We start from the raw sequence: 24789 nt of genomic DNA on the forward strand, positions 1-24789 counted from the left end.
AAGTCGCCGTCTCCTGATCGACGGGAGACTCATCCTTCTCGACGTCGGCGGCGCAGCACCTCGGGCAGGCCGAAATAGATCGGCGGGCGCAGCGAAGCACGGTCCTCTTCGTCGGCACGGTTCGCTCCCTTGGGGCCCTCGTCAATCGGCGACGCCGGCGCCGCGTCGGCGGTCCCGCTCAGCGCCCACGCGCTCTCCCAGCTGATGAGCTCGCCGGCGTGGCAGACGGGATCGCCGCCGCTCGAGGGCGGTTCGGCCCACAGCCACAGGTTGATCCCGTATTCGATGAGGGTGAGCTTCTCATCCCGCTCCCGCACCGTGTTCTCTTTGACCAATGCCGCACGCACCTTCGCCGAGGTGGTCTCAAGTTCCGTCCACCCGTCCTGCTGGTGCGGAAGGAAGATCCACGTCCCCGCGGGGACGTCGGCAGGCACGACTTCCTCGGCGGTGATGATCGTGATGAACCCGTCCGTGGCGGTGGTGTCGGTGTCTGAGGAAGCGCTGTCCAGGAGGTCGGCAAAGCAGGTGCGGGCCACCTCGGCGGTGGGGGAGACGAAGAGAATGTGGGAAGCCTCGGCCCGGACCTCGGCAAGGCTGAGGCGGGTGAAGGTGTTCGCCCGCATCGTCGCCAGCACCTGGATCCAGTGCCCGGGGATCGGGGTACCGGTGATCAGGCGCGTCGTCTCAGGTCGCTCCGCATCGTGTCGCATGATCGTCTGCCTTCCTTCGTCACTGACGAATGCGTTCTCCTCAACCATGGCACGAACCGGTGCCCAGCCTCAGCCCTTCGTCTGTGTCCCTGTTGCCTGGCGGTGGTGGCTGGGGCGGACGCCGTATTCGCGGTGGAAAGCGGTGCTCAGAGCATAGCCGCTGGAATAGCCGACCTCGTGGGCAACGGATTCGACAGTGGCATCGGTGCGCTGAAGAAGGTCGGCGGCCAGGCACAGCCGCCACCCGCTCAGGTATGACATCGGAGGCTCTCCCAGCAGATCGGTGAAGCGGCGGGCCAGGGTGGCGCGAGAGACAAGCGCTTGACGGGCAAGGGTCTCGACTGTCCACGCTCGGTGTGGGGCGTCGTGCATGGCGGCTAGCGCGGCACCCACGACCGGATCCGAACTCGCCTGATACCAGCCCGGGGCTCTCGATTCGGGGAGGGCGAACCAGTCGCGCAGGGCACCCGCGAGCACCAGGTCGAGCAGTCGGTCGAGGATGGCCTGCTGGCCCGGTTCCTCACGCAGGATCTCCGCCTCCAGAAGCTGCAGCGCTGCTGTGCGCTGTACGGCTCGGGGCACGACGAGCACACGTGGCAGTGCGTCCAACAGGCGATCGGCGATACGACCGGTGACGGTGAAGGAGCCGGTCAGCATGGCGTCATCGGCATCCAACGCCAACCCGCATGTTCGTGCACCCAGCGCGATGCTCTCGGACGCGGCGCCGTCATCGGCGAAGCAGACTCCGGTCTGGGTCTGTATGTACATGGGAGTGGGGTTCGCCGTGGGGTCACTGGTCACGTCGAAGGGTGCCGGTCCCACGACAATGGCGATGTCGTGGCAGAAGAGCTGATGGGACGCGTCGCCGTCGCCGTCGACGATCCACGCTTCTCCACGCAGCATCGTGACCAGAGACAGAGAAGCGTGTTCCTCGAAAGCGGTACACCATGGCGGGTTCGCAAGAGTCCGACCTACCAGCGCGCCGGAGGAGCGGATGTGGGTGAGTACATCGGTGAGCGTGTCCACAGCCTCAGCTTAGACGATGGATGATCTGTATGAGACTGTGAGCGATTCTGCGTCTCACTCCAATGCGGTGAGATTGGCATATGAACACATTTCACGAACCCACACCAGGCCGTGCTCATTGGGTCTATACCCACCCGCGGCGCAATTCGCTCAACCGGCACCTGCTCCGGGCGGGGACCTCAGCACTGACCGAACACTTCGATGTGACGGTCTCCGACCTCTATGCCGAGGGTTTCGACCCAGCTCTAAGCGACCGTGACTTGGGCAGTCTGTCCACCGTCGACGGCAACGTGTCAGACCTGGCCGGTCAAGCGTATGCACGTGGCGAAGTTGAGCCCGAGGTGAGACGAGAGCAGGAGAGGCTGGCGGCCTCCGAACTGCTGGTCCTGCAGTTCCCGCTCTGGTGGTACGGGCCTCCTGCGATGCTCAAGGGGTGGCTTGATCGGGTGCTGCAGACCGGGTTCGCGCAGGGGGAGACCGATGAAGCCTCCGGTCTTCCACGCCGGTACGGCGACGGCCGGCTGCTGGGCAGGAAGGCACTGATCATTGTCACCGCGGGAGATGATCAGCGCACGCTGGGTCCGCGTGGTGTCAGCGGAGATCTCGAATCACTGCTCTTCCCCTTGACTCATGGTGCCCTCTGGTACGTGGGGGTCGAAGCGCTGGACCTCCATGTGGTCTATGAGGCGGACGGCATCGGCGAAGCAGGGCGTGAGCACGAGGGTCGGCGCCTGGCTGAACGGATCAAGGGACTGTCCGCTGAACGGCCCCGTTCGTACCGGAGGATGCTGGGAGGAGACTACGACCGCGCGACCCGGGCACTGGTCGATACGGTCAATCCCGGTCGCACCGACCTGGCTATCCACCTCGGCGACTGAAGGGCAATAACGAATCCGTCTCATTGTCCCCATCTGCCGTGCTTTCGGTGCAGATCGGCCATATTCTAGCGGTAGTGGATCGCGACGCGGCATCTTTGCCGCGCACGGTCCACGACCACGTTCCCACCCTTTTTCACGACTGGACACCCATGCCCTTTTCCGCCTTCCTCAACCATGCCATGACGCGCCTTCGTGCAGGCATGGTCTTCGCTCTCATCGCTTTCCTCAGCATCGTTCTCCTGTCCGCATGTGCCGACGGCGGCGAAGTCGGGGTTACCGAGGACGCATCCTGGAACTCGGAATCGACGCCGACAGCGAAGACGACCGACAAGCCGGCCGCGGCATCCGAAACTCCTGCTCCGACCGAGGGCAGCGGAAGCTCAGAAGCAGAAGGGACGAAGGCTGAGGAAACCGAGCAGGGCAGAGCCGGCGGTTCGGCTGCCGGCACCGCGCTGGCACTGCTCGACGAGTTGGAGGTCAAGGGTCGGGCGCCGAAGACCGGGTACGACGCGGACCTCTTCAAATGGCGTTCGGATGCCGACCACAACGGCTGCGACACCCGCAACGACGTGCTGCGCCGCGACCTGTCCGACATCACCCTCAAGGCGGGCACGAAGGGGTGTGTCGTCATTGCCGGTGGCCTGAAAGATCAGTACAAGGGTGAGACCTATACCTTCGACCGGGACCCGAACAACATCGACATCGACCACATCGTGGCCCGCTCAAACGCGTGGCAGACCGGAGCCGCGACGTTCGACGAGGACACGCTCAAAGAATTCGGCAACGACCCGCTCAACCTGCTGGCCGTGAGTTCGAGCCTCAACCGGCAGAAGGGCGATGGCGACGCCGCGACCTGGCTGCCGCCGGCCAAGAGCTACCGCTGCGAATACGTCTCCCGGCAGATAGCGATCAAGCACAAGTACGACCTGTGGGTGGTCACGGCAGAGAAGTCCGCGATGCAGCGAGTGCTGAGCGCCTGTGACGATGAGCCCGCTTTCACCGAGAACGTGACCTGGCCGAAACCCGGCGAGGGTGACGATGTGACAACGGCCGAGGACACGAAGAGGAAGTCGTCGAACTCGCAGAAGTCGAATTCGACGGGGTCGAGTTCGAAGGAGACACGGACCTCTGGGGGAGGCTCCGTCTATTACGAGAACTGCACTGCGGCCCGTGACGCGGGGGCCGCTCCCGTTCGCCGAGGTGACGCGGGATATGCGTCGCACCTCGATCGCGATGGTGATGGAGTTGGTTGCGAGTAGCCGCCTAAACTGTGACATTTCTGACGTTTTCGACCGTCTCATCCGAGGTAGATAACGAAACGGATAATGATTGAGCATTCAACCCACAGGCAGGGTGGATTGGCCCTAACATGTCAAGCGTGCCGAATTTCTTGATCTCCGCAGATGCCGTCCGCAGCGTCCGAGCTCGAGTAGTGGCCCTCTTTGCGGTTCTTGTGCTTTTGCTCTTGTCTGGATGCGGGAGCACCGGAGCGGGCCAGGCGACTGGCGGCGACGTGGACTGGTCCACCGGAGGCGGCGGCAACGCGAATGCCGACCCTGTTCCGTCTCGGCCCGCAGTCTCTCCCGAGACGCCTCAATCAGCGCAGCGAGCTCAGCGCTCGGAGGCACCTTCGAGCGTGCCGCCTGCGGCTGCCAGTCAGGACGAGGCGGCGCCGGCTGCCGAGGGTGCCGACGACAGAGATTCCCCACCGACCAGCGGAGATTCCGCGACGACAGGCGCTGCGATGTCTGAGTTGAACGGGCTGGACGTCAGGGGCAAAGATTACCGAACCGGTTACGACCCGCAGGAATTCGACTGGCGCTCCGATGCCGACAACAACGGCTGCGATACACCCAATGACGTTCTCAGGCGCGACCTCGACGAGCTTGTGCTCGAGGCAGGAACGAACGGGTGCACCGTTGCAGCCGGTCGCCTCGACGACAAATACCTTGGCGACTCCTATGACTTCGAACGCGGCTCCTCCAAGATTGAGATCGACCACATCGTGTCTCGCTCCAATGCCTGGCAGACCGGAGCCGCTGGCCTGACCTATGACGAATTGCGAGAATTCTCCAACGATCCACTCAACCTTCTTGCGGTGAGCTCGACCCTCAAACGGCAGAAGAGCGGAGGCGACGCGGCCGCGTGGCTGCCGCCGAATGAGGACTACCGGTGCGAGTACGTGTCTCGGCAGATCGCAGTCAAACAGAAGTACGGACTCTGGGTGGCTGCGGCGGAGAAAGACGCCATGGAGGAAGTGCTCGACTTATGCGCCGGCCAGCCCTCCTTCAACAAGGACGTGAATTGGCCGCAACCCGGTGAGGGAGACAGTGTGACGACCGAGTCGGCATCGCAGGAGTCCTCCGGGGAGCCTTCCGAAGGGCCTTCGGATCCGGCTGAGGAGACGGCGGGTAACCCCGCCGGAGATTCCTCTGCGAAAGACTCCGCAGGGGACTCTTCGGCGGCGAAAGGCTCTGAGGCGGGAGACTCCGGCGCGGGAGATTCCCCGACGGGAGAGTCTCCGGCCGCGCCGCCACCGGAGTCGGCTGCGAACCCGACCACGCCCGCGACGGAGTCGGCCGGGGACGATCGCCGAGGCGAGCGCTGACCCGACGTCGTCCGACGCTCTTCGTGTTACGTGGTTTCGAGCGGGAAGATGAGCAGGCTTCCTGACGCAGTCGCGACGGTCTTGCCCAGGTTGTCGACGACTTCCCCTTCGGCGAAGGCCACGCGGCGTCCGCCCTTGGTGACACGGCCCGTGCAGACCAGTGGGCCGCTGTCCTTGGAAACCGGGCGCAGGTAATTGACCTTGATCTCGATCGAGGTGTACCCGGTTCCGGCGGGCAGGGTCGTATGCACAGCGCAGCCGAGGGCCGAATCGAGCAGGGTGCAGACGAGCCCACCGTGGACCATGCCGATCGGGTTGTAGTGGGATTCGTCGGGATGGCAATGGAAAGTGACCGTCCCTTCACCCACCTCGGCGATCTGCATTCCGATATGCGCGCCGATGGGTGCCCCGGGGACCTCGCCGGCGGCCATCTTGCGCAGGAAGTCGATGCCGTCCATCGTCGGCAGCAGAGACAGGCCCTGCGAGGGATCGGTCCAGGTCACGGTCGTCTCGCGGGTAGTCGAATCGGTGCTCATGTCAGTTGGCCTCTTTCGGCATCGGAACGTTCTGCAGGCGCAGCTGGCCGCGGGCAAGGACCTTGTCCGTTGACGAATCGGTGATGATGACTTCCCACAGCTGCTGGGTGCGTCCCTGGTGCAGGGCGGTGCCCTCGACGCTCACGCGGGCACCGGTGGTCGGTCGTAGGAAGTCGGTGGCGTTGTGGATTCCGACGGCGAATTCGCCGCGCTCGGCCACCGCGTGGCTGGCGCCGATGCTTCCCGTGCTCTCGACCAGGGTGGTGTAGACGCCGCCGTGGACGACGCCCCACGGGGTGTGGTGGTCGGCGCCCAGATCGGCATGGCCGCGGACGGTTGTGTTCGTGACCTCGTCGATGACGAGACCCGAGGCGGCGACGAAGCGGCTTGCGGCTTCGAGTGAGACGTTCGGGACGGGCCCTGATGGTGCGTTCATGAGTTCTCCTTTGAGCTGTCTGAGATCCTGTCTGAGGTAGCTGGCTGAATAATTTGAAGTTAGCCTACAATGAAGCGACAGGTCAACCGGAGGAGAGGCGATGACGGGGGCGGCGATGGAAGGAGCGCAGGTGGACTGGTTGGAATTCGACACCGCGGAATGTTCGATCCAGAAGACCCTCGATGTCATCGGGGAGAAGTGGACCATGCTCATTCTCCGCGAGGCGTTCAACGGGGTGCGCAGGTTCGATCAGATCCGCGATCATGTCGGCGTCTCCGATCCGGTGCTCTCCGACCGACTGCGCAAGCTCGTGGCCGCCGGAGTCCTCGAGTCCAAGCCCTATCGTGAGCCCGGGCAGCGCGTGCGCAAGGAGTACCGGCTCACGGACAAGGGTCTCGATCTCTATCCGGTGATGATCTCGCTGCTGAGGTGGGGCGACGAGCACTGCGCCGACAGCGATGGTCCGCCTCTCGAGGTGCTGCATCGCGACTGTGGCGAGCCGATCCGTGCCGTCGTCGAGTGCGCGGTCGGCCACACCATCTCCTCGCCGCGGGAGGCCGTGACCTCACCGACGCCTGCGGCGACTATGCGGCCTGCGCCCGTGCGCGGATGAGGTCCTCGGCGGTGCGCACGTATGCGTGGTGATGGACCGCTTCCCTCGTCTGCAGGACGATTCGGCGCCGAGGTGTCGGATCGATGAGCGGCACCGTCGTCACTCCTGCCGGCAGGTCTCGGACTGCCAGTGGGGGCAGGGCCGAGACGCCGACTCCGGCGGCGACCATGGCCAGGACGGCATAGTGGTCATCGGAGCCGGCCGCGAAGCGGGGCTCGTAACCGGCAGCATTGCAGGCTCGGGTGACGATGAACCCTGCCGGCGTATTGCTGATGTCCGCATCGACCCACGCTTCGTCCTTCAGCTCCGACATCGAGACCGCCTCGGCGCTGGCCAGGCGATGATCGGAAGCGAGGACGAGCAGGTAGTCCTCTTCGGTGAGCACCTGCCGGCGGAATCCCGGGATCGTTGTCGGCGGCAGGGACGGTTGCTCCGAATGGATCTCGAGGTCGTGCGGGCGCCAGTCCTCGGCATCGGTTGCGGGACTGAGGCTGATTTCGAACTGCACGGTGGGGAATTCGGTGACGACGGAGGAGACGATGGCAGGTATCCACTCCTTCGCCGCCGAAGAGAAGCAGCCGATCTCGAGCCGGGGGTGGGGGCCTCGACGCAGGTCATCGAGTGTGGCCTCGAGGCGTCGCAGGCTGGAGAAGACCTCACCGGATTCCTCGGCCAGACGAGCCCCGACGGAAGTCGGCGTGATTCCTCGCCCGCTCCTCTCGTAGAGGGGCAGGCCCACGTCCTTCTGCAGCCTGATGATGTGCTGGCTGATCGTCGCCGGAGTGTATTGGAGATTGGCCGCGGCCTGCTGGACGGAGCCGCTGGCGACCACGGCCCTCCAGATCGCGAGTCGGTGGGTGTCGAGCATGCTTCGATTGTAAAGCGTTTGCTGACAGACATGTGAAAACAATTGCTTGTGCTTGATTGAAGCTCGGGGAGACGATAAGGGCATGTGGATCATTCCGGTGCTGTTTCTCACCTTCGGCTACGCCCTCGTCCTCTTCGGCATGGGTCGTTTCCTCCAGCCCTCGCACGACCGGCTGCGGCTGAAGCGTCTGGACAATCCTGCCGTCGTCCAGACCCTTGCTCGCGGGTGGGCTGGACTGACTTCGGGCGGCAACCTCGAGCGCATCACCGATGAACTCTCGGTTCGCCGGCACGTGGCGAGCCGGCGCGGCGATCAGTTCTGAGCCTTATGAGAAGAGCGTGATTGCAAAGATCGCGAAGATGACGAGGTGAGCCGCGCCGTGAATCGCCGTGACCCTCTTCGCCGCGAAAGCAGTCACCGACAACAGCAGGGTGACCGCGAGCAGCAGCAGGTTCGCCGGGGATTCCGCTAGCACGATCGGCTGATCGGTGAGCAGGCCGATGAGCAGCACCGTCGGAATCGTCAGCCCCACCGTGGACACCTGCGCCCCGTGGCACAGGTTGCTCACCCGCTGGATCTCTCCCTGCCAGGCCGCCCGCACCGAGGTGATCGTCTCCGGGAGGAAGACGATGATCGCGATGACGACCCCGGACAGGGCCACAGGAGCGCCGAGGCGGCCCAATCCGTCATCGAGCAGCGACGCCATATCATGGCTGAGCAGGACGATCGGTGTGACCGTGGCGATGAGCAGGGCGAGGCGCACGATGATCTCGCTGCGGTGCGTGGAGATGATCTCGACGATGCTCTGCTTCGGTGGAGTCTCCTCGACAGTCGAAGCAGACCTGCGTGTCACCGCGGCGGGGGTGGTCAGTCGTGGATCCACCTCATGGAAGTCGGCGGCCTGAGCACCCATCTGGCGAAAGAGGAAGAAGGCGTAGATGCCGATCGTGAGCACGATGATCGGGATCTCCTGCCATGCCTCGTAGCTGCCGTTCGTGCCGATGAGGGCCGGCAATGCGAAGGCGAGGGCCGCCAGGACGATGATGAGGGACAGGTACGTCGAGACGCCCGTGCGATTATGGGCGAGACTCCCGTGGCGCAGCCCTGCCACCAGCAGACACAGTCCGATGACGGCATTGAGGATGATCATCGACACGGCCATGACCGAGTCGCGGGCGATCGTCGCGTGCTCGCCGGGGCCTAAGAGGACGGCGGCGATGAGCACCACCTCGATGAGCACGATCGAGAGCGTGAGGACGAGCGAACCGTAGGGATCGCCGAGGCGGCGGGCCAGATGCTCGGCCTCGTGCACCACGCCGAAGGCACAGACGAGGATGACACCGACGATGATGATCAGTGCTGTCACCAGGAGTGGAGCGGGAACCGATGGGGCCAGTAGCGGGCCGGTGAAGAGAAGCGCGGCGAAGGCACCCCAGCCGAGTACCAGGCGAACGATGGCAGACGGAGTGAGAATGCTGCGAATAGCGGCAGTCATGACGGGCATTCCTGTTCTACGAGGCCGTCCTCATCGTGACTGATTGCGTTCGGGTCGTCCCGACCGTTTCTTGCTGATGTTACTCATCCTCAGGATATCGAGACCGCTGCACGAGGGGCAAACACGTCGGCTTTCCGTCGGCTCGGAGCCCTCACCCCATCATCACGAGACGATCGAAGCATCGATGAGCACCGGGCCCGACGCCTCGAGTGCCTCCCGATAGGCGGCGGCGAACTCGGCGCGGGTGGACGTCTGCTTCGCCGGGACCCCGTAGCCGTGGGCCAGGGAGACGAAATCGATGCCGCCCAGGGCCAGCCCGGGGGCCTTGGGCACGCCCATGCGCTGGGCAAAGCCTGCCAGGGCACCGTAGCCGGAGTTGTTGATGATGACGAAGATGGTCCGCGTCTGCAGCTGGGCGGCCGTGTACAGGGCGGTGATGCCGTAGTTGGCCGAGCCGTCACCGACGGTGGCGACAATGGTCTTCTCCGGTGCTCCGATCGACATTCCGACGGCGACAGGCAGCCCGAAGCCCAGACCGCCGGAGGCTGGGAAGCTGTACATGCCGGGTCGGTCGATGGCGACACGCTCAAGGTAGTCGAGGTCCAAGGTGGTGGTCTCATTGACATAGGACACGGAGTCATTGACGTGCTCGTTGAGCACCTCGAGAACCTCTGCGCCGGTCATCCCCTCCGCCGAGGTGGCCGCTGGGCTCATGATCCGTGAGCCACGTTCGCCGCGTCGGGTGCCGCGATCGGTGATCTGCTCGGCGAGAGCCACGGCGGTGCTGGCGATATCGGTGATAAGGGCCTTGCCGAATGGTGCCCGGGTGGCCTCGCGCGGATCCTGGGTGATCTGGATGACCTCGGTGCCGGGAGTCAGGTAGTTCGACGGCTCCCACCGGTGATATCTGAACACTGCGGCACCCAGCACCAGGACGACGTCATGGTCGGCCAGTTGGTCACGCACCGACTTGATCCCGGGAACCAGGACACCTTCGAAGTTCGGGTGGGTTGTCGGGAAGGGGCAGCGGGTGGGCGACGGCGCGACATACACGGAAGCGTCGAGCTTTTCCGCCAGCGACATCACCGCTTCGGAGACGCTGGGATCAGTGACAGCAGCGGCATCCACCTGAGGGCCGACCACGAGGGCGGGACGCTTCGCCCCATCAAGAGAGGCGAGCAGTTCCCGCTGCTGCTGCGGATCGAGACCACGCCCGGTCGACACCGTTCGTGTCGTCAGCAGGTCATCGTCGTCGAGAGCCACCTCGTCCCAGTCGTCCAAGGGAACCGACACATAGACGGGTCCGCTGGGTTGGGTAGTTGCCTCGAAGGCGGCTTGGGACAGAGTCCGGGGAACGTCTGTGGCCGACAGCGGCTCATGGGAGTACTTCACCAGCGGCGTCGGCAGGGTGGCGGCGTCCGAGTTGGCCAACATGGCTTCCTGGCCCACCGTTCGTCGAACCTGCTGTCCGGCCAGGACGACCAGCGGAACATGGCCGTAATGGGCGTTGGTCAGCGCCCCCATCCCGTTGCCGGACCCGGACGCGGCATGCAGGTTGACCAGGACCGGACGTCCCGTGACGCGCGAGAAGCCCTCGGCCATACCGACGACGACCTGCTCATGCAGGCCGAGGACGAAGCGGAAGTCGTCGCCGAGTCCTGCCAGGAAGGGCAGCTCGTTCGATCCCGGATTGCCGAAGACCGTCGTCATTCCATGGGTGCGGAAGACATCCAGACTTGCCTGAAGGACGGTCTTGCCAGTCGCAGTCATTGACCTCACTGCTTTCTTCGGGGGAGCGGTTCGTGTTGCATCTTACGCAGGCGACAGGAACGCCGCGATGCGCTCCAGGGTGTCTGCCGCCAGCGAGTAGTAGGACCAGATTCCTCGCTTCTCGCGGTGGAGGACACTGGCGTCGACGAGGATCTTCAGATGGTGTGAGACTGTGGGCTGGCCCAGGCCGACCGGATCGATGAGATCGCAGGCGCAGGCCTCATTGCCCTCGTGGGCGGCGACCAAGGAAACCAGGCGCAGTCGTGTCGGGTCGGCGAGTGCCTTGAGGATCCGGGCGAAGTCCTGTGCTTCGGCCAAATCCAGAGGTTCGGCGGTCAGGGGAGTGCAGCAGGCCGCCGAGGCGGGTGCGGGCAATGTCTGTTCAACAGTCACCTGTCCATTATGCCCATATATTGACAGTTGTCGATATGTGGTGGTTGGATTCATATCGATAACCATCGATGTTTGTGGCCGGTCGACTTCTGTCCTGAGCAGAGTCACCTGTCATGAGCGAAGACACCAGTCGTGAGCAGAATCGTCCGAGGAGTTCGATGAGCACCCCAGCCACCGCCACCAATGAACCGGCCCAGGTCAAACTGTCGACCCTCGACCGCTTCCTGCCGGTGTGGATCATCGCAGCGATGATTCTCGGGCTGCTGCTCGGCCGACTCGTGCCCGGACTCGCAGCCGCACTCGATTCGGTGAAGGTCGCCGATGTGTCCCTGCCGATTGCCCTGGGGCTGCTGGTGATGATGTACCCGGTGCTGGCCAAGGTCCGCTACAACGAGACCGGTCGGGTGCTTGCCGACAAGAAGCTGATGATCACGTCTCTGGTCATCAACTGGTTGGCCGCACCTGCCTTCATGTTCGCCCTCGCCTGGATCTTCCTGCCCGATCTGCCGGAGTACAGGACGGGGCTGATCATCGTCGGCCTCGCCCGGTGCATCGCGATGGTCTTCATCTGGAACGACCTCGCCTGCGGAGACCGTGAAGCCGCAGCCGTCCTCGTGGCGATCAACTCGGTCTTCCAGGTCCTCGCCTTCGGTCTCCTCGGCTGGTTCTACCTGCAATGGCTGCCGAACCTCCTCGGACTGCCGACGACGAGCGGCGAATTCTCCTTCTGGGCGATCACGCTGAGCGTCCTCGTCTTCCTCGGCATTCCACTGCTGGCCGGCTTCCTCACCCGCACCATCGGCGAGAAGACGAAGGGGCGGACTTGGTACGAAGACCGGTTCCTGCCCGCAATCGGACCATTCGCTCTCTACGGGCTGCTGTTCACCATCGTCTTGCTCTTTGCCTTCCAGGGAGATGAGATCACCTCGAACCCCTTGGACGTCGCGCGCATCGCCCTGCCGCTGCTCATCTACTTCATCATTGTCTTCGCCGCCGGCATGATCGTGGGGCGTGCCCTGAAGCTGGGATATGAGAAGACGACCACGCTGGCGTTCACCGCCGCAGGCAACAACTTCGAACTCGCCATCGCCGTGGCCATCGGCACCTACGGAGTCGCCTCCGGGCAGGCCCTGGCTGGTGTCGTCGGCCCCCTCATCGAGGTCCCCATCCTCGTCGCCCTCGTCTACGTGGCACTGTGGTCACGACGTCGCTTCTTCCCCGAACACGCCGGAGGCCAGATGGCCCCGAACCGACAGGAGTCCCACTCATGACCGCAGCTGTGCCGAAGCCCAGCGTGCTCTTCGTCTGCGTGCACAATGCCGGCCGATCCCAGATGGCCGCCGGATTCCTCCGCGAACTCGCCGGTGCCCAGATCGAGGTCCGCTCCGCGGGCAGCGAACCGGCTCACATGCTCAACCCCGCCGCCGCCGAGGCGATGGCTGAGGTGGGCATCGACATCACCGACCAGCAACCGCGAGTCCTCACCCCGGAGACCGTGAAGACCTCCGATGTGGTGATCACCATGGGATGCGGCGATGCCTGTCCCATCTTCCCCGGAAAACGCTACGAGGACTGGGACCTCGACGATCCGGCAGGTCAGGGAATCGAGGCCGTTCGCACCATCCGCGACGACATCCGCGCCCGCATCGAGACTCTGGTCGCCAACCTGGAAGGGACACCTCATGATTGAGAACACACCGCTGACCGAACTTCCCGTTGCCGTCATCGGCGCCGGACCGGTCGGCCTGGCCGCCGCTGCCCATCTCATCGCTCGCGAGATCGAGCCACTCGTCTTCGAAGCAGGGCCGGCCGCCGCCGCGGCAGTCAGCGCCTGGGGTCACATCGGACTCTTCTCGCCGTGGAAATACAACATCGATGAAGCAGCCCGGGACCTGCTCGAACCAACAGGATGGGTGGAACCCGAAGCAGACCAGCTGCCCACCGGCGCCGAACTCGTCGCGAACTACCTCGCACCGCTGGCGGCAACCGAGCCGCTGCGGGAGACCATCCATACGCGAACACGCGTCATCGCTGTCAGCCGCGTCGAAAAGGACCGCACACGCACCCCGGGCCGCAGCGACACCCCCTTCCTCGTCCGCACCCGGAACGAGAACGGGGCGATCGACGACCGCCGGGTTCGCGCTGTCATCGACACCTCCGGGACCTGGGAGACTCCGAACCCTCTTGGGCAGGCAGGACTGCCGGCCGCCGGCGAACCTGCGGCCCGCGAGGCAGGCCTCGTCTCCTCACCGTTGCCCGACGTCCTCGGCCGAGACCGTGCGCAATTCGCTGGCCGTCACACGCTCGTCATCGGCGCCGGACATTCGGCAGCCAACACCCTGCTGGCGCTGGGCGAACTCCGCGGGGCCGAGCCGAACACTCGCATCAGCTGGGCCATCCGCAGCGCCGACCCCGCCGGTGTCTACGGCGGCGGAGACCAGGACGGTCTCCCGGCCCGAGGAGCACTGGGGACACGCCTGCGCAACCTCGTCGAGAAGGGAGACATCGCGGTTCATACGCAGGTGACCATCACGGAACTGGCCTACGCAGATCCGGCACCCGCCTCGGCGACTGCCACGGGCGAAGTCGCCGTCACCGGGTCCACCCCAGACGGCGCAGTGTCGCTGAGCGTCGACCGTGTGGTTCCGGCAACCGGTTTCCGGCCGAACCTCGACTTCCTGCGCGAGATCCGACTCGACCTCGACCCGATCGTCGAAGCACCCACAGGGCTGGGGCCACTCATCGATCCCGAACACCACAGCTGCGGCACCGTCGCACCGCACGGCGCTCGCCTCCTGTCACATCCGGAGAAGGATTTCTACATCGCGGGGATGAAATCCTACGGTCGCGCGCCGACGTTCCTCATGGCCACTGGTTACGAGCAGGTCCGTTCGATCGTCGCCGCTATCGCCGGCGATCAGGACGCAGCCGACAAGGTCGAGCTCGTGCTTCCGGAGACCGGAGTGTGCTCGGCCGACATCGGTTCGTCATGCGATGCGCCATCGGTTGTGACGGTGACTGCCGACAGCAGCGGGTGTTGCGAGGCTGCTCCTGCACAACCGGTCTCGATCGGTATCCCCACCGGGCTGGAACACGGTCGCAGCGCACGCCAGGAGGCGCAGTGAGGACCCCACCCCGCGTCCTCTTCGTCTGTGTGAAGAACGGCGGAAAGTCACAGATGGCTGCGGGGCTCATGGGCGACATCGCCGGAGACTCGGTCGACGTCGTTTCCGGCGGTACCAAGCCCGGCACCTCGCTCAATCAGCTCTCGGTGGAGTCGCTTGCCGAATGGAACATCGACATCAGCGAAGGAACTCCCAAACCGGTCACGCCGGCGGATCTGGAAGCCGCTGACGTCGTCGTCACCCTTGGACGCGAGGCGATCGTGCATGCGCCCGAAGGCGCCGAGGTTGAAAACTGGGACACCGATGAGCCATCCGAGCGCGGCATCGAAGGAATCGAGCGCATGCGTCTGGTCCGTAACGACATCAGCGCCCGAGTCGCCGACCTTCTGGAGCGGTTGCGCTCGGGTTGTTGAGCAGACATTCCAGAGGAGTCAGAAGCGCAGGACCCCTCGACCTTCGCCTGCGACTATTTCGTCGGCGTCTGTTCGGTCGGAACGGAGTCTGCGCTCGTTGCTGCGGTACTCCGCGACTGCTTCGACCCCTTCTTCCGCCTGAACAGGAACCGGTCGACGCTGAAGCGTCCCGGTCCCATGGCTGCCAGCAGCAGAGCGCCGGCGGCCAGGGCTGCTACGAGTTCCCAGCCGCCCTGATCGACGAAGGGAACGGGCACCAGGTGCACGATGACCAGTGCGCCGATGAGGTTGGCAGCCAGCAGGATCCCGACGAGTGGGGTCAGGGCGCCGAGGATGAGCAGTCCACCGCCGATGAGCTCGACGAAGGTGGCGAACGGTGCCGCGATGTCCGGCAGCGGCACACCCATCTGGGCGAAGGACTGGGTGGTTCCCGAAACAGTCCACTCATTGAACTTCTGCCAACCATGGGCGATGAAGATGACGCCGAGAGCGATCCGGGCGAGGACGGTGATGATGTCGCGGGCGATGGTCGGGAATCCAGTTGTGGCGTACACAGCGATCTCCATAATTGATTGAAAGTGCAACTACACCGTATTCTGAGTTTATGTCAGGGAGCTGAACATACGACCCCCGCCCGGGATCATCCTTGGTCGACCCCGGGCTGACCTGAGACGGCCCGACCCCGGACCGGCTCACTCCATGCTCATTCCCTTCGCCGGAGCGATCCGGGACATCGAGCGGGCGGGAATCGCCGAGGCGAGAACCGCGGCGATGACCGTTGCCAGGGCGATGAGGCCCACCTGGATCGCGGGAACGGAGAGCACCGGATCGGTCGTGCCTGCCGTGAGCGAAGAGGTGCCCACCCATCCGAAGAACGTGCCCAGCACCGAACCGAAGACGAGGGCGATGACGGCCATGAGCAGGGACTCGGTCGTGATCATCCGCGACATCGCCCGCCGCGTGAAGCCGAGGGCACGCAGCAGCGCCCCTTCCCTGCGCCGGTCGATGACCGAGAGGGTAAGCGTGTTGCTGACCCCGATGACGGCGATGACGACTGCCGCGGCCAGCAGGCCCAGCACCACCGTGAGTGCGACCTGGAAGACCGAAGCATATTCGGCCCGGGTCGCCGCAGCACCGGCATCGCTCGATGCCCCGACGGCGTCGAGTTCGGACGTCAGAGCCTCGATCTGAGATGTCGAGGCGTCATCGGCGATCCGCACCCATGTCTGCTCTTCTGCCGAGCTGCCGGCCGCCTCGGCGATCGAGGCGGAATCCGCGCCGCTGACAACCGCGGTGCCCGTGGGCACGCTGCGGGAGCCGACGACGGTGAGATCGATGTTCTCGCCCCCGATGCTCACGGTTGCACTCTGACCGTCGATGTCCTCCGCGGCGGCATCGATGCCCAGGGCCGACGGTTCGATGAGGACTGTGCCCTCCTCGACGTCGAAGCCCTCGCTGCGCAGCACCGGAGTGTCCGCGGCTTCCTCGGCGCTGGTGAGAGCCAGCTCACCCGAGCCGGAGAACCCCTCGACGGTCACCGAGGCGGTGGGGGCCGGTACGGTGGTCCGGTCCTCGACGATGTCGGATCCGTCGATGACGGTGTCCACGTCGCTGCCCGATTCGGCGACGACGAGGTCGACCGGGGTGTCACCGGCAGTGGCGAGCTCGAGGGTGCGCTGCAGACTGGCCGAGCCGACGACGACAGCGGTCACCAGAGTGACGCCGATGAGCAGGGCACCCGTCGTCGACGCCGTGCGAGAACCTGCGGAACTTGCTGAGCGCCCGGCCAGCAGCACCGCAGGCGACCGTCCGGTGATCGCACCGATGAGCCGGGCGAGCCACCCGACGAACGGCGGGACGAACACCCGCGCGGACACGAGCATCGCGAGGAAGAGGGCGAAGCAGCCGAGGATGCCGAAGACGATCGACTGCTCGAGGGCCCCGTAGAGGCTCACAGCGATGCCGATGCAGGCGATCACCAGGCCGAGTACCGCCCGGTACCAGGGGAATCGGCGGGAGGCTGAGGGGACGTCGACCGGCCGCAGGGCCTCGATGGGAGAGACCCGCGAGGCACGGACAGCCGGAATGAGGCCGGCGGCCACAGTCACTGCGATGCCGACGGCCGGGCCGAGAAGCAAGGCCATCCACGAGGGGGAGAGGTGCGCGAACTCAGGCATCCAGAACGCTCGTGCCGCGGCCGTGAGCCCCCAGCCGATGAGGAATCCGAGGCCGACGCCGACGGCCGAACCGAGGACGCCGAGTGCGAGACTCTCGACCAGGGCCGCGCCGCGGACCTGCTGTCGCGAGGCACCGACGGCGCGGAAGAGCGCCAGCACACGGATGCGTGAGGCCACCAGCACCTGGAACGTATTCGAGATGACCAGAGCCGCGACCCCGGCCGAGAGGAGCCCGAAGGCGATGCCGACAGTCGAAAGGAAATCCGAGGCTCCGGAGAGTTCGTCGACCTGTTCCTCGACGACTTGGTCGACGGTCTTGACCGACACGCCCTCGTCGAGTCCGGCAGACTCGAGCGCCGAGGTGGCCGCCGCCGCGAGATCGGCACGTTCGATGCCGTCGGCGGCGACGATGCGCACCGCCTCGGGCATCAGCTCAGTCGGTGCCTTCTGCAGCCCGGCCTCGGCGAGATAGAGCGTGAGCCCGGAGCTTGAAGAGCCGGGAATGATGCCGGAGACGGTGAAGGAGGGCCCTTCGCCATCGCTGCTTCCGGACGCGTCGAAGGTCGACAAGGTCAGCGACTCCCCGACATCGACTCCGAGCGTCTCGGCATCGGCACCGCGGAGCATGATCTCGCCCGCCCCGCTCGGGGCCGATCCCTCCTCCGGCTGTAGCTGCCCACCCTGCGGAACGTTCGTCACGTTCGCGGTCACGGTGGAGGACGCCGAGGTGACCGAGACGTAGCCGGACTCCGTGAGCTGGGTGGACTCGGCACCGTCGACTTCGGCGACGGCCTCGCGGACGGAATCGCTGAGCGCAGAGCCCTCCGCGGATCCTGTGGGGTCATCCGCCGCGTCCGCAGTGATGGCGACATCGGCACCCGACCACTGGGCGCGGACCTGGTTGCGCAGCGTGTCGCCGAAGGCCTGCGAGAACAGGAGCGCGGCGACGATGAAGGCCACCGATACGGCGATGGCGATGCCGGCGGCGATGAGTCTGCCGGAAGCGCTGCGGAGATTGGAGACGGCGAGGCGGATCATCGAGGACCTCCATCGGCAGCGGAGGCGACCTGCATGAGAGCCGAAGCCACGGTCTCCGGTTCGGGGTCGGTGAGTTCTCCGGCGAGGCGTCCGTCGGCCAGCAGCACCACCCGATCGGCGCGGGAGGCGGCAACCGGGTCGTGGGTGACCATGACGACGGTCTGGCCCAGCTCATCGACCGAGGACCGCAGGATGCCCAGGACCTCGGCACCGGCGGCCGAATCGAGGTTGCCGGTGGGTTCGTCGGCGACGATGACCGCGGGTTGGGCGACGAGGGCGCGGGCGACGGCCACGCGCTGCTGCTGCCCGCCGGAGAGCTCGTGAGGGCGGTGGCGCAGGCGATCGCTGAGGCCGAGCAGATCGACGATGCGGCGGAAGAAGCGCGTGTCGGTCCGCCGGCCCGACAGATGCGAGGGCAGCAGGATGTTCTCCTCGGCGTTCATCGCCGGAACGAGGTTGAAGGCCTGGAAGACGAACCCGATCCGATCGCGGCGCAGTGTCGTGAGCTTGCGGTCGGAGAGACCGGAGATCGCGGTGTCGCCGATGATGACCTCCCCGGAATCCGGGGTGTCGAGTCCGGCGAGCATATTGAGCAGTGTCGACTTCCCGGACCCGGAGGGACCCATGATCGCGGTGAAGCGTCCGGACTCGATGTCGAGGCTGAGCCCGTCGAGTGGAAGCACCTGCGCGTCGCCTGCGCCGTAGGACTTGCGGAGGTCGATCGCTCGGATGGCCGGCCTCGGTGAGGGAGGCCGCTGTGAGTGATCGTGATGATCGCCGGAATCGACGGTCGGCGGAATGGTGGGCCCTGCCTGAGTCGGTGATGAGTTCATGCCTCCAGCTTCGTCGCCGGCGGCGCCCGGCACATCGGACCGGGGGATGGTCTTGCCCCTGCCGCCGACCGACCGCAGGCGTGGCAGGTCATACCAGGGGATGACCTCCTCGGCGCCGGGGATGACCTCGGCGGTGGCGAATCAGCCGGGCGAACCGACGAGGCCGGATTCGTAGGCGAGGATGACGGCCTGGACTCGGTCGCGGGCCTCGAGTTTCATGAGGATGCGTCCGACGTGGGTCTTCACGGTCGGTTGGGCGAGGAAGAGCTCGTCACCGATCTCGGTGTTGCTCAGCCCGGAGGCGATGAGGGTGAGGACCTCTCGCTCCCGCGGCGTCAGTGACTCCAGGCGCTGTGCGGCCTCGTCGAGCAGACCGGACGCGGACGGGCTCTCTGCCGGCTGCTGTGCCGATGGCGTGGCCCGTTCGGAAAGATCGCCATCGCCGAGGTGGGGGAGCAGCTGTCTGTCGAGCAGTCTGCGGGTCGTGCTCGGAGCGATGACCGCTCCGCCGTCGATGACGGTGCGGATCGATTCGAGGAGCATCTCAGGCATGGTGTCTTTGAGGAGGAAGCCGGAGGCGCCGCAGCGGAGGGCCCGCAAGGCGTATTCGTCCTCGTCGAATGTCGTCAGCACGATGATCTTGGGAGTCCGGATCTGCCCGGCATCGGCCAGGGCGAGGAGCTGCTCGGTGGCGGCGATGCCGTCCACGCGCGGCATGCGCACATCCATGAGCACGACGTCGGGTTCCACGGTTCGAACTGCGGTCACTCCCTCGTCGCCGTCGGCGGCCTGTCCGGCGACGACCATGTCGGGTTGGGAGTCGATGACCATGGCGAATCCTGTGCGCACGAGGACCTGGTCGTCGATGAGCACGATCCGCAGAGCAGCGCCCGGGTTCGTCTGCATCTGGGTCTCAGGCGGGGTCATCGGCCTGCCCGGGAGTCGGTGCCTGCGGTGCCGGCCGCCGGGGCAGGGCCGTCGGCGGTGATGCCGTTCGTCCCCGCCGATGTGTGGTGCGAATCGTCCGCCTCGGTGCCCTTGCGCAGGGGGAAGCGAGCCTCGACGACGAAGCCGGTGGCAGTGCCGAATGCGCTTCCGGTGACGCTTTCCGAGGACAGACCGGCGTCACGTCCGGCGCGCGGCCGATTCGCATCGGGCAGTCCCGTGGAGCGGATGGGGCGCGCCGTGAGGGTGCCGCCGTAGAGAGCGGCTCGCTCCTTCATGCCGGTGATGCCGTTGCCGCGGGAGCGCAGCTGCGTGGAGTCGGAGGTTTCGGCGTCGGGGGTCTGCCCGGCTCCGTCATCGCTGATCCTGGCGACGAATTCCCGCGTTTCGATGTGCAGCGACACATGGGCGCGAGCGATGCTGCCGGCGTGCTTGAGCACATTGGTCAACGCCTCTTGGACGATGCGGTACACCGCCAGGCCGGCGCCGTCGGGCAGCGTGGTGTCGTCGACTTCGTCGATGCCGCCGATGGACACGGGCAGACCGGCGGAACGGATGTCGTCGATGAGTCGTCTGATGTCGGCGACGCCGGGCAGCGGCGCGGCGCGGCGGTTGTCCTCGTCGTCGGTGCGGAGGAAGCCCAGCAGCGACCGGGTCTGTTCGAGTGCTTCTCTGCCTGTGCGGGAGATCGTCTCGAGCGCCCCGACCGCCGCCTGGGGGTTCGCTGACGCTGCGTAGCGTCCGCCGTCAGCCTGAGCGATGACGACGGAGAGCGAGTGGGCGATGACGTCGTGCATCTCCCGAGCGATGCGCATCCGTTCGGCATCGGTGGCCAGACGCGTCTCGGATTCGCGTTCATGTTCGAGCAGGCGGTTGCGTTCCCGGATCCCTTCGATCTCACGCCGCCTGCGGTAGCCGACTCCGCCGAGCAGCCAGGCGGTGAGCACGATCGACGCGCAGAGGGCGACGACGGTGAACATGAGCAAATACTCGCCGAAGTCCATGGGCCGCGCATCCGGTCCGACCGTCGACTGCAGTGAGACGAGGTAGAACCACAGGCCGAGCAGGCACGCTCCGCCCAATCCGAGGCCGAGCACGATCTGGCCGTGGCGGCGCGTGCCCCAGGCCGTCGTCGAGTAGATCGTCAACGGCACGGCGATGATGCCGATCGTGGGGCCGAGCATCGTGAGTATGCTGAGCAGGCAGGCGAGGGCGATGAGCATCGAACTGAACAGCGGTGCTGTGCGCCGCAGAGCCAATGGGAGCGTCTGGAGCAGGACGATGGCGACTTGGAAGAAGGTCGGCAGTGCCGTGAACGTGGGCGTATCGGCACTGGCCAGAAGAGTCACGACGGCGATGTAGGCCAGCGGGAGCACCCAGATCAGCGCATCGGCCACCCAGGGGTGCGCGGCGAGCAGCCTGCGTGCGCGGTGGAGACGACTGTCAGGGTCCGTCGGGGGTGCGGCCTGCTGGCCACCTGCGGCGGAGTGTCGGTCGTTCATGGGGCTCATGCTAGTGCGAAGGCGAACCGACGCGCATCATACCCAGGGCTGATCGGTCGGCAAGGCGTCGGCGGCGATGAGCCATCAGAGTTCGAAGGCCGCGATGAGCTCGGCGAGATCGGCGATGTGCTTGGTCGGGGTTCTGCGGCACCGGTAGAATGTGAGCTGAGCCACTGAGTGTCTCGCCGACACCGAGGTGGCGTCCGTCTGCTGTCGAACACCCGAGCGGGAGGTAGCCGTGGCCCCAGAGACGGCCGTGCGCGCAGAGTTGGCCGTCGAAGCCACCGGTCTCGTCAAGCACTTCAAAGACGTCAGGGCCGTCGACGGTGTGGATCTGCGCGTGCCCGCGGGTTCGGTCTACGGTGTCCTCGGGCCCAACGGTGCGGGCAAGACCACAGTGGTGCGGATGCTGGCAACGCTGCTGAGACCGGACGCCGGCACCGCGCGGGTGCTCGGTTATGACATCGTCGCCGATGCCGACGATGTCAGATTCAACGTCGGGCTGACCGGACAGTTCGCCTCGGTGGACGAGGACCTCACCGGGTCTGAGAACATCAGACTGCTGGCTCGCATGTACGGGTTCACCGGAGGTGAGGCACGCGAACGTGCCTCGGGTCTGCTGGAGGCCTTCGAGCTGCGCGAGGCGGCGGACAAGCCGGTCAAGTCCTATTCCGGAGGGATGCGTCGGCGCATCGACCTGGCGGCGAGCCTCGTGATGAGCCCGAAGGTGCTCTTCCTCGACGAGCCGACCACCGGGCTCGACCCCCGCAGCCGAAACCAGGTCTGGGACATCGTCCGTCTGCTGGTGTCCGAGGGTGCCACGGTGCTGCTGACCACCCAATACCTCGAGGAGGCCGATCAGCTGGCCGACCGCATCGCGGTGATCGACCAGGGCAAGGTGATCGCCGAGGGCACGGCCCCGCAGCTGAAGACCTCCGTCGGCGCCGGAAGCGTTCACCTCCGGCTCGCCGATGCCGGGCAGCGGGAGGCAGCGGCAGGAGTCATCGACCGGATCGTCGGTGATGAGATCACCCGCCCCACCGACCCGTACACGCTCACGGCCCGCATCCCGCAGGGGATGGAGGATCGGGCGGCGCGACTGCTGTCGCAGATGAACGAGGCCGGAATCTCCGTGCCGGAGTTCTCGCTGGGACAGCCCAGCCTCGACGAGGTCTTTCTCGCACTCACCGGCACCATGGCCGGCGGTGACGGTGCACGGCCGGACGAGCAGCAGACCGAGGGGGTGGCCGATGACGACGTCGAACATCGGTGACGACGATCGACTGCGCAGGGTCATCCGAGTCGACCGGCGGCCCAAACGGCCCTCGGCGCCGGCGGTGACGCTGACATTCACCCATCGGGCGCTGCTGAAGATCAAACATGTGCCCGAGCAGCTGATGGACGTCACCCTCACACCGGTGATCTTCACCCTGATGTTCGTCTATCTCTTCGGCGGTGCCATCGCCGGCGACCCGCAGACCTATGTGCAGTTCCTGCTGCCGGGCATCCTCGTGCAGTCAGTGCTCCTGATCACCGTCTACACCGGATTCACGATCAACACCGACATCACGAAGGGCGTGTTCGACCGGTTCCGGTCACTGCCGATCTGGCGACCGGCCCCGATCGTCGGAGCACTGCTCGGCGACAGCGTGCGGTACACCGTGGCCTCGATCATCACCATCGGCCTCGGACTGCTCCTCGGATTCCGGCCCGAAGGCGGTGTGCTCGGAGTCGTGCTGGCCATCGTGCTCCTGCTCATCTTCGCCTTCTCCCTGAGCTGGATCTTCACGATCCTCGGTCTGCTGATGCGGACCCCGAACGCTGTCATGGGAGTCTCCATGCTGATCTTGATGCCCTTGACCTTCGCATCCAACATCTTCGTCGACCCTGAAACCATGCCGTCGGGCCTCCAGACCTGGGCTCAGAGCATCAACCCCGTCTCGTATCTGGTCACCGGGGTGCGGGAGCTGATGTACGGCACCGCCACGTTCGGTGACATCGCCTGGGTGCTCATCGTCTCGGCGAGCCTGACAGCGGTGCTGGCCCCGATCACGATGCGCCTGTATCGCACGAGGACTTGAGGGTCGCGCCGACGATGAGAGCGGTGGCGCGAGCCCGAGCAGCGCAGGGCGAGGCATGGTCCCCGCCGCCGGTAGCGCTCGCGCAGGTCACCGCGTCGAGGAATCCGCTGCCGTCGCCGAGGCGGTTCGGCGTTTCTGAACCCGGGCGAGAACGAGCAGACAGGCTGCATTGCTCAGCAGGATCGCTGTGCCGATGAGGCAGATGGTGATGTCGAGGATGCCTGCATGGGAGTGCTCCGGCGGATCGGAGAAACCCGGAGCCGTCCAGAGAAGAGTGCCGATCGACAGGGTGAGGACCGCTGTCGCGACGAGTCCGACGACGCCGAGCACCTCGACGGCGGCGAGGGTGAGCAGCGCGACGATGGCGAGGAAGATGATCACGGCCATGATGTCGTAGCTGTGCCCGGTTCGGGTTGCCTCCTGCCACAGGCTGCCGTACTGCGTCGACTCCCCGGGATCCGACTTGTAGTACGGGAAGAAGGTGAGTACGAAAGTCAGTACGGCCAGCGGGGAGTAGAAACGGGCGAAACCCGCCGTGATCTGACGCCTGCGCTTGTCGAGATCGGTGGAGATCTCATGGGAAATGGCCTGAGATGTCATCGACTGCTCGCTCCCTTCGTCCGCGCTCCTGGTGGATCCAGTGTCCGGCGCCCGGTGCCGCAGAGACAAGCTGCTGACGATCCTCAGGCGGATGCCCGCGAACGGGAGGGCCGGCTGTGATTTCGCGGGCACGGACGGTGATGGCCGTTCGTGCATGGACATCGTGGCGAGGTGCTGAACACACTGTGACCATGTCTGACTCCGAAGAGGACCCGTCGGATGACCCGACGCATTCCGAGGTGGCCCCATCTGCCGGGCCGAGGCGTGGGAGCGCTGCGCGCGAGGCCAGGAGCGCGGCGGCGTTCGCGTGGTTCCTGGGCCTCGTCGCCGCGCTCCTGCTTGTCCTGCCCACTCTTGGCAGTCTCGGCGCCGACGCCAGCAGTTACGGAGGCGAGCATTTCATCTGCTTCCCGGCCGTCGGACCGACGACCGGCTACCCGGTGAATCTATGGGAGGAGCACAGAACCGACCCCTCGGATGTCGCTGTCGGTGCCGAGCAGAAGGCCCGACTGACGCGAAGCGAGGCGGAATCGACCTTCGAGGTCGCAGTCTGCGGCGAGCAGCGTTCGCGCCGAGTCGCATGGGCGCTCATTCTCGCGGTGCCGGCGCTTCTCGCGGGTCTCTCGGCACGCGAGAAGCGCTGACAGTCGGTCTCGGGGCGGATGCTGCTCGGCGACCGCACGGCTCTCGGCGGAACGCCATCCGGGCTTGGTCTTCTTGCGGAGAAGAGAACACGGTCGAG

Annotated in this window: 26 protein-coding genes; 12 read left to right on the forward strand and 14 right to left on the reverse strand. The window is 65.8% G+C overall.

The features are described from left to right. Positions 1–29: 29 nt before the first annotated feature. Both BLT92_RS13430 and BLT92_RS13435 read right to left on the reverse strand, forming a co-directional pair. Positions 30–710 carry a hypothetical protein gene (locus BLT92_RS13430; RefSeq protein ID WP_092109324.1) on the reverse strand — a complete coding sequence of 227 codons (681 nt, stop codon included), beginning with the start codon at positions 708–710 and terminating at the stop codon, positions 30–32. Positions 711–779: 69 nt separating this feature from the next. Continuing rightward, positions 780–1736: an AraC family transcriptional regulator gene (locus tag BLT92_RS13435; RefSeq protein WP_092106321.1), complete on the reverse strand. Its 957-nt coding sequence runs from the start codon at positions 1734–1736 to the stop codon at positions 780–782. 80 nt (positions 1737–1816) lie between these two features. Here BLT92_RS13435 and BLT92_RS13440 point away from each other — a divergent pair, with 80 nt between their 5' ends. From BLT92_RS13440 to BLT92_RS13450, 3 genes are all read left to right on the forward strand, one after another. Beyond that, positions 1817–2614, forward strand: a complete 798-nt coding sequence (locus tag BLT92_RS13440; protein WP_092106322.1) for an NAD(P)H-dependent oxidoreductase — start codon at positions 1817–1819, stop codon at positions 2612–2614. A gap of 149 nt (positions 2615–2763) precedes the next feature. Beyond that, entirely contained in the window at positions 2764–3873 is a 1110-nt protein-coding gene (locus tag BLT92_RS20900) for a GmrSD restriction endonuclease domain-containing protein (RefSeq protein WP_172802594.1), read from the forward strand. A gap of 485 nt (positions 3874–4358) precedes the next feature. Then, entirely contained in the window at positions 4359–5222 is an 864-nt protein-coding gene (locus BLT92_RS13450; protein WP_157691443.1) for an HNH endonuclease family protein, read from the forward strand. A 26-nt stretch (positions 5223–5248) separates the two neighbouring features. Here BLT92_RS13450 and BLT92_RS13455 read toward each other — a convergent pair whose 3' ends face one another. Then, positions 5249–5758, reverse strand: coding sequence for a PaaI family thioesterase (locus BLT92_RS13455; protein ID WP_092106325.1), 510 nt, complete (start codon positions 5756–5758; stop codon positions 5249–5251). A 1-nt stretch (position 5759) separates the two neighbouring features. After that, entirely contained in the window at positions 5760–6194 is a 435-nt protein-coding gene (locus BLT92_RS13460) for a PaaI family thioesterase (RefSeq protein ID WP_092106327.1), read from the reverse strand. 130 nt (positions 6195–6324) lie between these two features. Here BLT92_RS13460 and BLT92_RS13465 point away from each other — a divergent pair, with 130 nt between their 5' ends. Continuing rightward, positions 6325–6807 carry a winged helix-turn-helix transcriptional regulator gene (locus BLT92_RS13465; protein ID WP_092109331.1) on the forward strand — a complete coding sequence of 161 codons (483 nt, stop codon included), beginning with the start codon at positions 6325–6327 and terminating at the stop codon, positions 6805–6807. Here BLT92_RS13465 and BLT92_RS13470 read toward each other — a convergent pair. Beyond that, entirely contained in the window at positions 6779–7675 is an 897-nt protein-coding gene (locus tag BLT92_RS13470) for a LysR family transcriptional regulator (protein ID WP_172802595.1), read from the reverse strand. The genes BLT92_RS13465 and BLT92_RS13470 overlap by 29 nt on opposite strands. An 82-nt stretch (positions 7676–7757) precedes the next feature. Between BLT92_RS13470 and BLT92_RS13475 the strand changes: the two genes are divergently transcribed. After that, positions 7758–7997, forward strand: coding sequence for a hypothetical protein (locus BLT92_RS13475; protein WP_157691444.1), 240 nt, complete (start codon positions 7758–7760; stop codon positions 7995–7997). 3 nt (positions 7998–8000) lie between these two features. Here the strand turns inward: BLT92_RS13475 and BLT92_RS13480 are convergent, their stop codons facing one another. The 3 genes from BLT92_RS13480 to BLT92_RS13490 all read right to left on the reverse strand — a co-directional run bounded on the left by BLT92_RS13480 (position 8001) and on the right by BLT92_RS13490 (position 11333). Further along, positions 8001–9170, reverse strand: a complete 1170-nt coding sequence (locus BLT92_RS13480; RefSeq protein WP_092109335.1) for a calcium:cation antiporter — start codon at positions 9168–9170, stop codon at positions 8001–8003. A 162-nt stretch (positions 9171–9332) separates the two neighbouring features. Beyond that, a complete protein-coding gene (gene mdlC / locus BLT92_RS13485; RefSeq protein ID WP_092106332.1) occupies positions 9333–10940 on the reverse strand; it encodes a benzoylformate decarboxylase in 1608 nt (535 codons plus the stop codon). A gap of 42 nt (positions 10941–10982) precedes the next feature. After that, on the reverse strand, positions 10983–11333 hold the full coding sequence (locus BLT92_RS13490) for an ArsR/SmtB family transcription factor (RefSeq protein ID WP_092106334.1): 351 nt from the start codon (positions 11331–11333) through the stop codon (positions 10983–10985). Between the two features lie 158 nt (positions 11334–11491). Here BLT92_RS13490 and arsB point away from each other — a divergent pair, with 158 nt between their 5' ends. The 4 genes from arsB to BLT92_RS13510 are packed head-to-tail and all read left to right on the forward strand — an operon-like array spanning position 11492 to position 14871. Continuing rightward, a complete protein-coding gene (arsB, locus tag BLT92_RS13495; protein ID WP_092106336.1) occupies positions 11492–12604 on the forward strand; it encodes an ACR3 family arsenite efflux transporter in 1113 nt (370 codons plus the stop codon). Beyond that, complete coding sequence (locus tag BLT92_RS13500) at positions 12601–13023, forward strand: arsenate reductase ArsC (RefSeq protein ID WP_092106338.1); 423 nt, start codon at positions 12601–12603, stop codon at positions 13021–13023. The genes arsB and BLT92_RS13500 overlap by 4 nt, the downstream gene beginning before the upstream one ends. Next, positions 13016–14458, forward strand: coding sequence for an NAD(P)/FAD-dependent oxidoreductase (locus BLT92_RS13505; RefSeq protein ID WP_092106340.1), 1443 nt, complete (start codon positions 13016–13018; stop codon positions 14456–14458). The genes BLT92_RS13500 and BLT92_RS13505 overlap by 8 nt, the downstream gene beginning before the upstream one ends. Continuing rightward, on the forward strand, positions 14455–14871 hold the full coding sequence (locus tag BLT92_RS13510) for an arsenate-mycothiol transferase ArsC (RefSeq protein ID WP_092106342.1): 417 nt from the start codon (positions 14455–14457) through the stop codon (positions 14869–14871). Before BLT92_RS13505 ends, BLT92_RS13510 begins: the two co-directional genes overlap by 4 nt. A 53-nt stretch (positions 14872–14924) precedes the next feature. Here the strand turns inward: BLT92_RS13510 and BLT92_RS13515 are convergent, their stop codons facing one another. The 5 genes from BLT92_RS13515 to BLT92_RS13535 form a co-directional block, all read right to left on the reverse strand. Continuing rightward, on the reverse strand, positions 14925–15425 hold the full coding sequence (locus tag BLT92_RS13515; protein WP_231938826.1) for a DoxX family protein: 501 nt from the start codon (positions 15423–15425) through the stop codon (positions 14925–14927). A gap of 138 nt (positions 15426–15563) precedes the next feature. Further along, the gene (locus tag BLT92_RS13520) at positions 15564–18086 is read right to left on the reverse strand and encodes an ABC transporter permease (protein WP_092106346.1); all 2523 of its coding nucleotides are present in this window, start codon (positions 18084–18086) and stop codon (positions 15564–15566) included. Then, a complete protein-coding gene (locus BLT92_RS13525) occupies positions 18083–18919 on the reverse strand; it encodes an ABC transporter ATP-binding protein (protein WP_092106348.1) in 837 nt (278 codons plus the stop codon). Before BLT92_RS13525 ends, BLT92_RS13520 begins: the two co-directional genes overlap by 4 nt. Positions 18920–19060: 141 nt before the next feature. Beyond that, entirely contained in the window at positions 19061–19846 is a 786-nt protein-coding gene (locus BLT92_RS13530) for a response regulator (RefSeq protein ID WP_231938827.1), read from the reverse strand. After that, positions 19843–21366, reverse strand: a complete 1524-nt coding sequence (locus BLT92_RS13535; RefSeq protein ID WP_172802596.1) for a sensor histidine kinase — start codon at positions 21364–21366, stop codon at positions 19843–19845. Before BLT92_RS13535 ends, BLT92_RS13530 begins: the two co-directional genes overlap by 4 nt. 238 nt (positions 21367–21604) lie before the next feature. Here BLT92_RS13535 and BLT92_RS13540 point away from each other — a divergent pair, with 238 nt between their 5' ends. Continuing rightward, entirely contained in the window at positions 21605–22639 is a 1035-nt protein-coding gene (locus BLT92_RS13540; protein WP_231938828.1) for an ATP-binding cassette domain-containing protein, read from the forward strand. After that, positions 22617–23447, forward strand: coding sequence for an ABC transporter permease (locus tag BLT92_RS13545; RefSeq protein ID WP_092106354.1), 831 nt, complete (start codon positions 22617–22619; stop codon positions 23445–23447). Before BLT92_RS13540 ends, BLT92_RS13545 begins: the two co-directional genes overlap by 23 nt. A gap of 87 nt (positions 23448–23534) precedes the next feature. Here BLT92_RS13545 and BLT92_RS13550 read toward each other — a convergent pair whose 3' ends face one another. Next, positions 23535–24047: a hypothetical protein gene (locus tag BLT92_RS13550; RefSeq protein ID WP_092106355.1), complete on the reverse strand. Its 513-nt coding sequence runs from the start codon at positions 24045–24047 to the stop codon at positions 23535–23537. Between the two features lie 191 nt (positions 24048–24238). Here BLT92_RS13550 and BLT92_RS13555 point away from each other — a divergent pair, with 191 nt between their 5' ends. Then, on the forward strand, positions 24239–24691 hold the full coding sequence (locus BLT92_RS13555; RefSeq protein WP_157691445.1) for a hypothetical protein: 453 nt from the start codon (positions 24239–24241) through the stop codon (positions 24689–24691). Positions 24692–24789: the final 98 nt, after the last annotated feature.

The sequence above is a fragment of the Brevibacterium picturae genome, from assembly GCF_900105045.1.
In the GTDB taxonomy this organism is placed as follows: domain Bacteria; phylum Actinomycetota; class Actinomycetes; order Actinomycetales; family Brevibacteriaceae; genus Brevibacterium; species Brevibacterium picturae.